The sequence below is a fragment of the Fluviicoccus sp. genome (genome assembly GCF_030646115.1).
Classification (GTDB): domain Bacteria; phylum Pseudomonadota; class Gammaproteobacteria; order Pseudomonadales; family Moraxellaceae; genus Fluviicoccus.
The window spans coordinates 105462-118381 of the sequence record NZ_JAUSMX010000002.1; the positions used below are offsets into that span (position 1 = coordinate 105462).

11 protein-coding genes are annotated in these 12920 nt (G+C 56.2%); 3 read left to right on the top strand and 8 right to left on the bottom strand.

Annotated features, from left to right (window positions below; translation table 11 throughout):
- Positions 1-465 precede the first annotated feature (465 nt).
- From Q7T36_RS00545 to Q7T36_RS00560, 4 genes are all read right to left on the bottom strand, one after another.
- The gene (locus Q7T36_RS00545) at positions 466-1041 is read right to left on the bottom strand and encodes an ANTAR domain-containing response regulator (protein WP_304842878.1); all 576 of its coding nucleotides are present in this window, start codon (positions 1039-1041) and stop codon (positions 466-468) included.
- 170 nt (positions 1042-1211) lie between these two features.
- Positions 1212-2546: a serine/threonine-protein kinase gene (locus Q7T36_RS00550; RefSeq protein ID WP_304842880.1), complete on the bottom strand. Its 1335-nt coding sequence runs from the start codon at positions 2544-2546 to the stop codon at positions 1212-1214.
- A 40-nt stretch (positions 2547-2586) separates the two neighbouring features.
- The gene (locus Q7T36_RS00555) at positions 2587-4104 is read right to left on the bottom strand and encodes a DUF3336 domain-containing protein (protein ID WP_304842882.1); all 1518 of its coding nucleotides are present in this window, start codon (positions 4102-4104) and stop codon (positions 2587-2589) included.
- A 231-nt stretch (positions 4105-4335) separates the two neighbouring features.
- Positions 4336-4971 (bottom strand): tetratricopeptide repeat protein, encoded by a 636-nt coding sequence (locus tag Q7T36_RS00560; RefSeq protein ID WP_304842884.1) that lies wholly within the window; start codon positions 4969-4971, stop codon positions 4336-4338.
- A gap of 98 nt (positions 4972-5069) precedes the next feature.
- Here Q7T36_RS00560 and Q7T36_RS00565 point away from each other — a divergent pair, with 98 nt between their 5' ends.
- The gene (locus Q7T36_RS00565) at positions 5070-5933 is read left to right on the top strand and encodes an ATP-binding protein (protein WP_304842886.1); all 864 of its coding nucleotides are present in this window, start codon (positions 5070-5072) and stop codon (positions 5931-5933) included.
- On the opposite strand, the gene Q7T36_RS00570 is transcribed toward Q7T36_RS00565, so the two are convergent.
- Positions 5934-6824 carry a rhodanese-related sulfurtransferase gene (locus Q7T36_RS00570; RefSeq protein WP_304842888.1) on the bottom strand — a complete coding sequence of 297 codons (891 nt, stop codon included), beginning with the start codon at positions 6822-6824 and terminating at the stop codon, positions 5934-5936.
- A gap of 202 nt (positions 6825-7026) precedes the next feature.
- Here Q7T36_RS00570 and Q7T36_RS00575 point away from each other — a divergent pair, with 202 nt between their 5' ends.
- Both Q7T36_RS00575 and infA read left to right on the top strand, forming a co-directional pair.
- Positions 7027-8172, top strand: a complete 1146-nt coding sequence (locus tag Q7T36_RS00575) for an alpha/beta fold hydrolase (RefSeq protein WP_304842890.1) — start codon at positions 7027-7029, stop codon at positions 8170-8172.
- 122 nt (positions 8173-8294) lie between these two features.
- Positions 8295-8516 carry a translation initiation factor IF-1 gene (infA, locus tag Q7T36_RS00580; protein WP_304842893.1) on the top strand — a complete coding sequence of 74 codons (222 nt, stop codon included), beginning with the start codon at positions 8295-8297 and terminating at the stop codon, positions 8514-8516.
- A 131-nt stretch (positions 8517-8647) separates the two neighbouring features.
- Here infA and clpA read toward each other — a convergent pair whose 3' ends face one another.
- From clpA to icd, 3 genes are all read right to left on the bottom strand, one after another.
- Complete coding sequence (gene clpA, locus Q7T36_RS00585; protein WP_304842895.1) at positions 8648-10939, bottom strand: ATP-dependent Clp protease ATP-binding subunit ClpA; 2292 nt, start codon at positions 10937-10939, stop codon at positions 8648-8650.
- A 21-nt stretch (positions 10940-10960) separates the two neighbouring features.
- Positions 10961-11326, bottom strand: a complete 366-nt coding sequence (gene clpS, locus Q7T36_RS00590) for an ATP-dependent Clp protease adapter ClpS (protein WP_304842897.1) — start codon at positions 11324-11326, stop codon at positions 10961-10963.
- 180 nt (positions 11327-11506) lie between these two features.
- Positions 11507-12766, bottom strand: a complete 1260-nt coding sequence (gene icd, locus Q7T36_RS00595) for an NADP-dependent isocitrate dehydrogenase (RefSeq protein ID WP_304842899.1) — start codon at positions 12764-12766, stop codon at positions 11507-11509.
- Between the last annotated feature and the right edge of the window lie 154 nt (positions 12767-12920).

Sequence of the window (12920 nt, forward strand, 5' to 3'; positions counted from 1 at the left end):
CCCAACCATGTTGCAGATGCCCAGGAACGCATGCCTGACATCGGAGCAAAGCCAACGTTGGCCAATTTTACTCATGCCATAACACAAGCAAGAGGCGTGCCAAGTGGTGTTGTGGGGTTAAAAACATCGTATTCACCACAATGGTGCCGGTTTTGCCCGATATTGGTGACTGCACCGGCACTGGGCGGGTGTTTTGGAGTGCTGTTACGGTAATGGATGTTGCTTTTAGGAGCAAAACAGGGCATGGCTGAGATCTGTTAGGGCATATGATTATTTAATAATCAAGTTTGCTTTGGCGATCGTGTTGGGAAACCGTGAATAACGACGCCGGAGTCAAGCCATCCCTTATTCGGTGCATGAATGAGACATAACCGCGCGAGGTGGAAGTTTCTGGTGCATGGAAATGAATAAAAAACCGCCCAAGGTGGGCGGTTGATGTTCTAGAAGTAGATAGCCGGGATTTCGTCAGGCCAGTAACTCATTCATGGCCAGCAGTTTCTGAGCGACATCAATGATGCGGATATTGCGATCCATCGCCATTTTCCGCATGGCATGGTAAGCCTCGGCCTCATTCATGGAGCGCAGCTGCATCAATATGCCCTTGGCGCGTTCCACGGTCTTGCGTTCATTCAGTTTCAGCTCAGCTTCACGTATTTGCGACAGCAGTGCCTGATCCTGCTCGAAACGGGCTTGCGCCACTTCCAGGACTGCACCCAAGCGATGCTGATCAATGTCTTCCACTACATAGGCTGACACCCCGGCCTTGATGGCGGCCTTGATGGCTTCCGGCTGGCGGTCCTCGCTGACCATGACGATGGGCCGAGGCTCATCCTGACTAACGACGCAAATTTGTTCCAGTACATCGCGGCTGGGGGACTCGGTGTCAATGATGACTATATCGGCTTTAAGTTCGGCAACGCGACGGGGAATCATCAGGGCGGAAGTCACCTCCTCCACGACTTCGCAACCCGCCAGCACCAGCGCAGTGCGCAGGCGGCCGACCTGCTTGGGGGTATCATTGACCAAAAGGACTCGCAACATCGCCCTGCTCTCCTGAGTAATGCCTAACGGGAAGCAAAGGACGTGCCAAAAATAAATTTCTCAGGGAAATACAGGGGCAAATGCACCATGAGTCGGTATTACCGGTTAAGGAGCGGCCCAAAACGACAAACCCGCCGAAGCGGGTTAGTCGAAGTGAGGCTTTTGGATAATCAACTTTGTTCCAAAATTTCAGCCTTGTCCTCCGGTACTTTCTTGCCCTTGTCCCGCAACAAAATCTTTTTACCTGCCTGCGGTTGCAGTTCATCAAATATCTTCAGCGTGACCGTCGCCTGTTCCAGCAGCATGCCAAAAGGGCTGTCGTAAGGCTGGTCGTCCGTCAGCACTTCCCAGATCCGTGCATGAATCCAAGGATGCGCTTGAATGGTGACATGTAGCTCACCGGCTTTCTTGCCGCGCATGCTCATCCAGTCACGTAATTTGCGGTGCATCCTCTCCCGTTTTTCCTTGAACTCTTCATAGTCGTCGCAGGAAAACGACAGGGTATAGATGTATTTACGGAAAAAGAAGTTACCGCCGATCTGTTCATCAAATTTGAAGAACGGCTCATAAGGTTTCTTCTCGGCTTCGGTCGGCGGAGTCAGGGACTCCAGCGCCGACGGTACGCCCAGTGATAAACCGGCGGCCGGCTTGCTGACTGGCTGGGGTTGGGGATGCGCCTGTTGGGCAGCAGCCCTCTGGACCGGGGCGCGAAGCAGGTTATCAATGGCTGTCATCACTTCCGTACCGTTCTGGAAGCGGTTCTTGACATCCTTGGCCAGCAATTTGTCGATCAGCCCCTGATAGCGGGAAAGATCACCCTGCAAACGCGGAACCGGCTCCTGGCAATGCTTGATGGCCAGGGAAATGGTGTCCGGTGCTGAAAATGGCGGCTTGCCGGTCAGCATTTCAAACAGCATGATGCCCAAGCTGTAAAGGTCCGCGCGACCGTCGACTTTCAGGCCGCGTGCTTGTTCCGGACTCATGTACTTGGGCGTACCCACCGTTGAGCCGATCTGGGTCAGGTTGCTTTCCGCCCCCATGTCCCGGGCAATGCCGAAATCAGTCAGGATGGCGTCATCGTTGTGGGCGCGAAAGAGGACGTTATCGGGTTTGATATCCCGGTGCACTACGCCCTTGGAATGAGCGAGGCCCAAGGCATCGGCCAATTGCCGGGTAATGCGCAGGGCTTCGTAGGGCGTCAATCCGCCACTGGAAATACGGGAACTGAGATCGCCGCCGGTGTGATACTCCATCGCCAGATAATGATAGTTGTTGTGCGAGGCGACGTCATAGACGGTAACAATATGCGGGTGTGACAGTGCGGCCACCATGCGGGCTTCACTGTTGAACCGTTCGGGGAATCCGGGTTCAGCCGCCAGATGCGGAGCCATGACCTTGAGCGCCACTTCGCGGCCGAAGGATATCTGGATAGCCAGATATACGGTCGCCATGCCGCCTTTGCCTAACTCACGGCTAATCTTGTACCCGGGTAATTCAATACTCATGATTTCTGACGGAACCTTTCTTGTTGTCTCTGCTTAAGTGCTATCCCAGCTGTGCTTTATGACGGCGACGGGTGTTTAGATGGATAATCTTGCCCGAACGCTGTTCTTCCTGTTGTTGCAATTGCTGCGAAATCCTGGTCAGACAGCGATCCAGGGTCTGACCGACCTTGGCGTGGGTCTGGATCATGGCGATTTTCGGCCAAGTGACCCGTTCAGCCTGCGTCCGGAACCAGACCAGTGTCTTTTTATCCAGATTTTGCAGCATATAGGAATAATGCCGTGGCGTGTAGCGGGCAATGATGGTGACGTCGCCGTAATAGCGCTGGCCGATGATGCCGTAACCATGATCCATCAATTGCCGCAACACTTCGATGCCGGTGCGCTGCCGCATGAAATCGAGCATGCCCATCCCCACCATCTGCACTTGGGCGCGCGCCACTTTTTTCGGCCATGACGCTAGCTTGCCCTTTTGAAGTCGGTCCTTGTCAGACTGCATGAAAGGTACAATGTGCGGGTTGACCTGACTGGCGATAAAGAAATTGACATTGAACAACCGGGCCAGACGCTGGCGCGGCAAGTCAGTGCGCACCGAACCATCCACCCACTGCTTCAGAGGCATATAGGGCTGATAGTCGCCTTGGTCGGTCTTGGTCGTGAGCGTCACCGGGGGGAAGAGAATGGGTACTGCGCACGAGGCCAGCGAGGCGCTCCACATCAACAGGTAGGGCGAGGTCAGTTCATTCATCAGTCGTGCTTTGTTGTGCGTGGCATGCACCGGCGAAACCGTGATGTTTACATGACGGCCGGTGCGGGCAAAGCCCTCTTCAAAGGTGTATTCGCCGATGTTGTTGCGCAGGAATTTTTCCAGTTGGCGCTGGTCGGCAAAACCCTGGCCCAGCAGGCCGTCACGAATGCGTTTCCAGGTCCAGGCGTGCAGATAAAGGCCGTCGCCATCGTAAAACCCTTCCAGCTCGGCATCTGTATGGGTGCCGATGATGGAGGCGACAATGGACCCGGCGCTTGAGCCGGAAATCACCTTGGGCAGCAGGCCCTGTTCATGCAGCGCCTTGCAGACGCCGATATGCCACAAGCCCAGCGTGGCGCCGCCGGACAGCATCAGCGACGGCTGACCATAACTGTGGTAGGTGTCCTCAAAGAAGCGGCGCTTCTGCTCCAGCGTCATGAAATCCAGCGGGGTATCGCACAGATGATCCAGCGACAGGCAAACCTGATCAATATAGTCTTCAATCAGGCGTTTGGTGCCGACATGGGCGTAGGAATACAACAGCGGATTGCCGATATTGCCCAAATCATGGTGAAGGCCTTCCCGCAAGGAGCGCATCAGCTGACGGTCATCCTGCTGGCGCAGGTTGCGGCGCAGGCTCATCAACCGGTCACGAATCAGTTCGTGGTTGTAATGCTCAGAAGCATTATCGAGCTTCCAGAGATCCAGTCCGGTCAGTGCATCCAGCTCCAGGCCGATTTCCCGCCACTCGGCATAGGAACCGGCCTGATCCAGCGCCTGTCGTAGCAGGCTGATCTTGTTCTTCAGCAACATGAGCGTTTGCTCCCGCGAGGCAGGTTCATGACAGTCAGCCGGTTCCGGGAATCCTTGATGCCGATTCCCGATATCGATCCCTTACCATGCCGGACAGGCTTAACGGAAAATACAACAATTCAACGGTTCTAGACAGAGGGAGCAGACAAAACCCGGTGTTTAATCGACCGGAAGAACCGCGTTTATTGCAATAAATATCAAATATGAAGCGTTACTGGATTCCAGGTGGCCTCAGTGTGACTTTTCCCAATCGGCCAGTGCTTTGCGGGCGAAGGACAGCGTGCCCTCCCCAAGGTTGATTTCCAGCACATCCCGCGCTTGTGCAGCTTCAGGAATGCGGTCTGCCGCCAGGCTCAGGTATAGCCAAGCCTTGACATCGTCGCGGGCAATGCCATTGTCGCCCAGATAAATCAATCCCAACTGGTACTGGGCCGTGGCGTTGCCCATTCCGGCAGCCCGCTCATAATAGGGCACGGCGGATTTTTGATGATTCAGGTCGGCGGTATAGTGCTGGGCCAAGGCAATCAGCGCCTCTTCGTTGTCTTTCTCGGCGGCTTTTTCATACCACAGAACAGCGGTCTCGATATCCTGGGGCACACCCTCCCCGGCGTCATACAGCTCGGCCAGTTGCAGTTGCGCTTCGGCATAGCCCTTGACCGCGGCCTGCCGGTACCAGATGAAGGCCTTGGAGGGCTGGTGCATGCCTTCGTCCAGAATGCGGCCCAGCAAGGTCATGGCCGCCGGATCACCGGTTTTGGCCAAAGGCTCCACCAGGGACAGTGCCGCCGGATAATTCCGGTTCTCAAACGCCAGCATGGCATCTTCAAAACCGGCAGCCACGGCCAGAGCGGGAATCAGGGCAAGCATTGACAAACTGCGGCGAAATAAGGTTTTCATACGATCCGGTCGAAAACGTAACGATTTGTGTATTATAGCGATGCACCTGCAATTCCGGATACGCCGAAATGAATTTACCTGCCGATTTCCTCGAAGAATTACAATTATTGGTCGCCCAAGCGCGGCATCTGTTGCCGTCTGTTCCGGCCGCCACCGACTGGGAAAACGGTCGCGCCTTCCGCTGGCGCGTTGACGGACGCCAGGGTACGCTGGAAACCGTAAGAGACCTTAGCCCCATTCGTCTGGATGACCTGTGCGGCATTGACCGGCAGAAGGCCGAAATCACCCGCAATACCCGTCAGTTTGTGCATAAGCGGCCCGCCAACAACGTCTTGCTGACCGGCAGTCGCGGCACTGGGAAGTCTTCGCTGGTCAAGGGATTACTGAATGCGTTCGGCGATGAAGGTCTGCGTGTTATTGAAGTGGACCGCGATCACCTGAATGACCTTTCCGACATCATCAGCCTGGTTTCACACAGGCCAGAACGCTTCATCATTTATTGTGATGACTTGTCCTTCACGGCGGACGACGCCAGTTACCGCGCCCTGAAAACCACCCTGGACGGCAGCCTGCACGCGGGCAGTGACAATGTCCTGATCTATGCCACCAGCAATCGCCGCCACCTGTTGCCGGAGTTCATGTCCGACAACCTGCAAACCAGCGCCGGTGAAGACGGTGAACTTCATCCGGGAGAGGCCGTGGAGGACAAGATTTCGCTGTCCGACCGTTTCGGGCTGTGGCTGTCTTTCTATGCTATGTCCCAGGATAACTATCTGGACATTGTGCGGCATTGGTTAGGCAGTTACGGACTGGAACTGGATGAAGCCGCGCGCATGGCTGCCCTGCAATGGGCGCAGGGTCGGGGTAACCGCTCCGGGCGCAGTGCGGCGCAATTTTCCCGTGACTGGGCAGGGCGAAACCCAGTCGCCTGATCAGGCGTCGTTGCGCTGCCGCGCCAGTTCGTGCTGGCGCTGGCGCATGCGAAACCGCGACTTCTGATCATCCGTGGTCTTGTCGTGACACCAGGCGCAAGCTACACCGTCTTCAAAATGCGGGCTCTGCAAGTCTTCCTCCTGCAAAGGATGGCCGCAACCAAAACACATGCGGGTATGGCCGGGACTTACGCCGTGCTCCACCCCCACCCGGCTGTCGAAGACAAAACACTCCCCTTTCCACAAACTTTCCTGATCCGGAATTTCCGCCAGGTAGTTCAGGATGCCGCCCTTCAGGTGGTAAACCTCGCGGAAGCCTTCCTGCAGCAGATAACTTGTGGATTTTTCGCAACGGATGCCACCGGTGCAGAACATGGCAATCTTCTTGTCCTTGGCGGCGGCCAGTTCCTTGGCCACATATTCCGGAAACTCGCCAAAGGTGCGGGTTTTGGGGTCGATAGCGCCCTTGAAGGTGCCGGTCATGACTTCGTAGTCGTTGCGGGTATCGATGACCAGCACATCCGGTTGCTGAATCAGTTCGTGCCATTGCTGCGGATTCAGGTAAGTGCCCACATGCTCGCGCGGGTTGACTTCGACACCCAGCGTCACGATCTCCTGTTTCAGCTTGATCTTCAACTTGCGGAAAGGATGGGCCTCAGCAAACGACTCCTTGTATTCCATGCGGGAGAAGCCATGCTCCAGTAATAACCGGTGCAAGTTCGAAATAGCCTCACGGCTGCCGGAAACGGTGCCGTTAATGCCCTCTCCCGCCACGATCAGCGTGCCAAGGATGCCCTGTTCCCGGCAAAATGTCCGTAAAGACTCCTGCAGCATGGCGGGGTTTTCGACGGGGCGGAACTGATAAAGCGCAGCAATAACGACTTGACTCATGACGTATCCGGAACAGGGAAAGGCGGATCGGGCGCAGGCCCGGTGCGAATGGGGCGCATGATATCAGAACTGAACAGCCACGGTTCAGGGGCCTGATCTGCAGAAATTGACCTGATTTGCCGTGTCAATCGGATTCCTGCCACTGACAGGTCACTCTCCCTCGCCTATGATGAGCGCCGTACATACTGCCGGAAGTTATCGCATGACCAACACCGCCGCCGTCCGCAAACTCAAGCCCGTCCGGAAAAACGCCCGCCGCGCCGTTCGCAACCTGTCCGACCGACTGCTGAAACCGCAGGACATGGTACTGGCCGGACGCAGTCCCTACGAAGTCATCCACGACAACGGTCTGGTGCGCCTGCGACATTATCATCCGTTGGCAGGTGACTACATCCTGCTGGATGGCGTCAAGGTGCCGGTGGCGCAGGAGCGTCATGCCGTGCCGCTGGTGATTGTGCCGCCACTGGCCGTGAACATGTACATCTATGACTTGTTCCCCGAACGCAGCATGATCCGCTACCTGCAGGCGCGCGGTTATGACATCTATCTGATTGACTGGGGGGTGCCGCGCCGGCGTCATGCCCATTACAACCTGGCCACTTACTGCGGCGAGTTGATGCCCGAGTTTCTGGCCAAGGTGCGCGAGCACAGCGGCTCCCTGGATTTGTCCCTGCACGGCTGGAGCATGGGCGGCATCTGTGTGCTCTGCTATACCGCCCTCAATCACGACAAGCATATCCGCAACCTGATGGTGCTGGGTTCGCCCATCAACAGCCATGCCTCCGGAAAGCTGGGCAAAATGTACCAGATGCTTAACCGTCAAGCGGAGTGGGTGCGTAATAACACCGGCTTCCGCATCCATAATCTCAATCCGCAGTGGCTGCACACACCGGGCTGGATGAACACCCTGGGCTTCAAGCTGATGGACCCGGTCAGTAATCTGCGAGGGTATTGGGAACTGCTAGGCAAGCTGGCGGATCGGGATTTTGTCATTAATCATGCAACCACGGCTTCGTTCCTGGACGGCATGGTGGCTTACCCCGGCGGCATTGTTCAGGACATGTCGGTGCGCATCTGGATCGACAACGAGTTGGCCAAGGGCTACATGACGATCGGCGATCGGGAAATGCGTCTGTCCGACATTGATTGCTCACTGCTGGTGTTTGCGGGCAAAACGGACAACATGGTTACCCCGGCCGCGGTCGAAACCCTGCTCGACTTCGTGTCTTCCACGGACAAGGAATTCCGGGTGGCTCCAGGCGGTCACTTGGGGTTGGTGCATAGCAGCAAGGCGCCGGAACACATCTGGAAAACCATCGGTGATTGGCTGGAAAGCCGCTCTGATTAAGGCGGTATGTCCGGCCAATCCTGGATTGTCGGGCATTTTCTTTTGCTATCCGGAGGGAAATAAGGCAGAATATTCGCCCACCGGCACGCATGTGCATGTTATTTATTCGCTTCAGGGTTGCTATGTCAAACAAAGAAGAGCAGATCGAGATGGACGGCACGGTGATTGACACCCTGCCCAACACCATGTTCCGCGTACAACTGGAAAACGGTCACGTCGTGATCGCCCACATCTCGGGCAAAATGCGCAAACACTACATCCGCATTCTGACGGGTGATCAGGTCAAAGTCGAAATGACCCCTTATGACCTGAGCAAAGGCCGCATCACCTACCGCGTCCGCTAAGCTTGTTGATTAGTAAAAAGCCACATTCAAGTGGCTTTTTGCGTTTGTTGGCAAGTTGGAAATGCCACCCTCTTCCGGAATTCCTGTGAACTTCCCCCCTGGCTTTGCAGGAAGGAAGAAACGCAGGAATTTCAAGCCGGGGTCGCGGTCTTCCGCTCCGCTGTTTCCACATGCAGTGCAATCTTGCCGTTCTCTACGGTGACATGCACCTGACCGCCATGCCCGGCCAGCTCTCCAAACAGAATGATTTCGGCCAGCGGCTTCTTCAGATTTTCCTGAATCACCCGCGCCATGGGGCGTGCGCCCATGTGCTTGTCATAGCCATGCTCGGCCAGCCACAAACGGGCGCTCTCATCCACATCCAGCACCACATGCTTGTCATCCAGTTGGGCTTGAAGTTCGGTCAGGAACTTGTCCACCACTCCGGCAATTACCAGCATATCCAGCGACTGGAACTGAATGATGGCGTCCAGCCGGTTACGGAACTCCGGCGAGAACATTTTCTTCATCACCTCAGCGCCGTCGGTGCTGTGATCCTGTTGGGTGAAGCCGATACTGGCGCGGGTCATGCTTTCCGCTCCGGCATTGGTGGTCAACACCAGGATGACGTGGCGGAAGTCTGACTTGCGGCCGTTGTTGTCGGTCAGCGTGCCGTGATCCATTACCTGCAACAGCAGGTTAAAGACCTCGGGGTGCGCCTTTTCGATTTCATCCAGCAACAACACGCAATGCGGATGCTTGGTGATGGCTTCCGTCAACAGGCCGCCCTGATCAAAACCGACATAGCCGGGCGGAGCGCCAATCAAACGCGATACCGTGTGACGTTCCATGTACTCGGACATGTCGAAGCGCACCAGCTCAATGCCCATGATCTTGGCCAACTGCTTGGTGACTTCTGTCTTGCCAACGCCGGTAGGCCCGGCGAACAGGAAGCATCCCACCGGTTTTTCCGGAGCCTTCAAACCGGCGCGTGACAGCTTGATGGCGGAGGTCAGCGCATCAATCGCCTGATCCTGGCCAAACACGGTCATCTTCAGGTCACGTTCCAGATTGCGCAGCGATTCCTTGTCGTTGGTGGAAACCGATTTCGGCGGGATGCGGGCAATCCGTGCCACCACATCTTCAATCTCGCCAACGCCAATGGTTTTTTTGCGCTTGCTGGGCGCCTGCAGGCGCTGGAAGGCGCCCGCCTCGTCAATCACGTCAATAGCCTTGTCCGGCAGGAAGCGTTCGTTGATGTAGCGGTCCGCCAGTTCGGCGGCCACTTCCAGCGCCTTGTCGGTATAACGCACGCCATGGTGCTCTTCAAAACGCGACTTCAAGCCCTTGAGTATCTGGTAAGTCTCGCCGACCGTCGGCTCAGGAATGTCGATCTTCTGGAAACGGCGCGACAGCGCCCGGTCCTTCTCGAAAATGCCCCGGTATTCCTGATAAGTGGTGGAACCCATGCAGCGCATGCTGCCGTTCACCAGCACCGGCTTGATCAGGTTCGAGGCGTCCATCACGCCGCCGCTGGCCGCCCCGGCGCCGATGATGGTGTGGATTTCATCAATGAACAGGATGGCGTCTTCATGCTTTTTCAGTTCGTTCAGCAGAGCCTTGAAGCGCTTCTCGAAGTCGCCGCGATACTTGGTGCCGGCCAGCAACGCACCCATATCCAGACTGTAGACCACCGCTTTTTGCAGTGCCTCGGGGGCTTTGCCGCTGACAATCAGCCAAGCCAGACCTTCGGCAATGGCGGTTTTGCCAACACCAGGCTCGCCCACCAGCAGCGGGTTGTTTTTGCGGCGGCGGCAGAGAATCTGGGCGGCGCGCTCCACTTCGGCGTCACGGCCGATCAATGGATCAATCTTGCCGTCACGGGCCAGGTCATTGAGGTTGGAGGCATAGGCCGCCAACGCGCTTTTGGGCATGGCATCGCCGCCCTCTTCATCCATGGAGGAAGCGTCGTTGCTGCCGGCGGCATCGTCATTGCTGCTTTCGTCGCCTTGCTTGGTAATGCCGTGTGAAATGAAGTTGACCACATCCAGTCGGCTGATGTTCTGCTTTTTCAGGAAATAGACAGCCTGTGACTCCTGCTCGGAGAAAATGGCCACCAGCACATTGGCGCCGGACACTTCTTTCTTGCCTGAGGACTGGACATGAAACACCGCCCGCTGCAAGACCCGCTGAAATCCAAGCGTCGGCTGGGTTTCACGGTCTGCCTCGCGTGAGCCCAACTTGGGCGTTGTTTCATCAACAAACTGGGTGAGATCGCGACGAAGGCCGGGCATATCCACGCCACAGGCCTTGAGCACCTTCACGGCCGAGTCGTTATCGAGCAAGGCCAACAGCAGGTGTTCCACGGTCATGAACTCATGGCGCTTCGAACGGGCATCCCGGAAGGCCAGATTGAGCGAGACTTCTAGATCGCGACTGAGCATTTCACCACCTGTCTTATCCGCTCATGCGGATTTCTGTTCGACCCGGCACATGAGCGGATGCTCGTGTTCGCGGGCATGGTCTACGACTTGTTGAGCCTTGGTTTCGGCGATATCGCGGGGATAAACCCCGGCAACTCCCTTACCTTCGTAATGTACCGCCAGCATGACACGGGTGGCTTGCTCGCGATTCAATCCAAAGAAACCTTCCAGCACTTCTACCACAAAATCCATGGGTGTGTAGTCGTCATTCAGCAACACCACCTGAAACAGTGATGGCATTTTGAGCGCCGGTTTGGCTTCCTGGACAGCCAGGCCGCCTTCACCGGATTCGCTGCCCTCATCGGGCAACTGGTTTGATATTAGGTCAAATGGAAAGGTATTTCCCATCACAAGGTGCCTACAAAAAGGTATGGGTTTGGTAGCCGCTTTTGACAAGGGGGAACGGACAAGCGGTTAGTTTAAGACTTTGGACGGAGATGGGGGAAACAAAATCGTCAGCAGTGATTACCAAAAACCACAGGCCCCCGGAGGAGCCTGTGGTTATATTGCTTCAGATTGAAGAACGCATCAGTCCATGTGACGGATGATGGCGTCGCCGAACTCCGAACAACGCATCAACGTGGCGTCGGGCATCAGGCGTTCAAAGTCATAAGTCACCGTCTTGGCGTCGATGGAACCCTGCACGCCCTTGATGATCAGGTCGGCGGCTTCGAGCCAGCCCATATGGCGCAACATCATTTCCGCCGAGAGGATGATGGAGCCTGGGTTCACTTTGTCCTGACCAGCGTACTTCGGTGCTGTGCCGTGGGTGGCTTCGAAATTGGCCACGGAACCGCCGAGGTTGGCGCCCGGAGCAATACCAATGCCGCCCACTTCCGCCGCCAGCGCATCAGAGATGTAGTCGCCGTTCAGGTTCAGCGTCGCAATGACGGAGTACTCGGCGGGACGCATCAGGATCTGCTGCAGGAAGGCGTCGGCAATGACATCCTTGATGATGATTTCACGACCAGTCTTGGGATTCTTGAAGGACATCCACGGACCGCCGTCAATCAGTTCGGCGCCAAAACGTTCAGCGGCCAGCTCGTAGCCCCAATCACGGAATGCACCTTCGGTGTACTTCATGATGTTGCCCTTGTGCACCAAGGTGACGGAGGGCTTGTCGTTGTCGATGGCGTACTGGATGGCCTTGCGCACCAGGCGCTGCGAACCTTCCTTCGAAACCGGCTTGATGCCGATGCCGCAACCTTCGGGGAAACGGATCTTCTTGACGCCCATTTCCTCACGCAGGAACTTGATGACCTTGATGGCTTCGGGGCTGTCGGCTTTCCACTCGATACCGGCATAGATATCTTCGGAGTTTTCACGGAAGATGATCATGTCAGTCAATTCGGGGTGGCTGACGGGACTGGGCACGCCCTTGAACCAGCGCACGGGGCGCATGCAGACATACAGATCCAGTTCCTGGCGCAACGCCACGTTCAGCGAACGCATGCCGCCGCCAACCGGAGTGGACAACGGACCTTTGATGCTGACCACGAATTCGCGAAGCGCCTCAATGGTTTCTTCGGGCATGTAGTTGTTGTTGCCATACAGGCGTGCGGACTTGTCGCCGCAGTAGATTTCCATCCAGGAGATGGCGCGCTTGCTGCCATAGGCCTTGGTCACGGCGGCATTGACCACCTTGATCATGACCGGGCTGATGTCAACGCCGATACCATCGCCTTCAATAAATGGGATAATCGGAAAATTGGGGACATTCAGTGACAGGTCGGCGTTTACGGTGATTTTGTCACCATCGGCCGGAACCTTAATCTTCTGGTAACCCATTGTGCAGGTACTCCCTTGTAGGTGTTGGTGTGTGAGCGCCGGCGCGGGGGATGAGGCGCCGGAATCTGCCGCCTATGTTAATGCCTTGGCGGGCAAAAATGACCGTCAACGGGATTTATTAGGGAAATATGCCCATAAGCCAATTTAATGGTAA

What these genes read in the sequence shown, in the direction of transcription:
- Q7T36_RS00545 (WP_304842878.1), bottom strand. Translation starts at nt 1,041, where the DNA reads ATGTTGCGAGTCCTTTTGGTCAATGATACCCCCAAGCAGGTCGGCCGC.
- Q7T36_RS00550 (WP_304842880.1), bottom strand. Translation starts at nt 2,546, where the DNA reads ATGAGTATTGAATTACCCGGGTACAAGATTAGCCGTGAGTTAGGCAAA.
- Q7T36_RS00555 (WP_304842882.1), bottom strand. Translation starts at nt 4,104, where the DNA reads ATGTTGCTGAAGAACAAGATCAGCCTGCTACGACAGGCGCTGGATCAG.
- Q7T36_RS00560 (WP_304842884.1), bottom strand. Translation starts at nt 4,971, where the DNA reads ATGCTTGCCCTGATTCCCGCTCTGGCCGTGGCTGCCGGTTTTGAAGAT.
- Q7T36_RS00565 (WP_304842886.1), top strand. Translation starts at nt 5,070, where the DNA reads ATGAATTTACCTGCCGATTTCCTCGAAGAATTACAATTATTGGTCGCC.
- Q7T36_RS00570 (WP_304842888.1), bottom strand. Translation starts at nt 6,824, where the DNA reads ATGAGTCAAGTCGTTATTGCTGCGCTTTATCAGTTCCGCCCCGTCGAA.
- Q7T36_RS00575 (WP_304842890.1), top strand. Translation starts at nt 7,027, where the DNA reads ATGACCAACACCGCCGCCGTCCGCAAACTCAAGCCCGTCCGGAAAAAC.
- infA (WP_304842893.1), top strand. Translation starts at nt 8,295, where the DNA reads ATGTCAAACAAAGAAGAGCAGATCGAGATGGACGGCACGGTGATTGAC.
- clpA (WP_304842895.1), bottom strand. Translation starts at nt 10,939, where the DNA reads ATGCTCAGTCGCGATCTAGAAGTCTCGCTCAATCTGGCCTTCCGGGAT.
- clpS (WP_304842897.1), bottom strand. Translation starts at nt 11,326, where the DNA reads ATGGGAAATACCTTTCCATTTGACCTAATATCAAACCAGTTGCCCGAT.
- icd (WP_304842899.1), bottom strand. Translation starts at nt 12,766, where the DNA reads ATGGGTTACCAGAAGATTAAGGTTCCGGCCGATGGTGACAAAATCACC.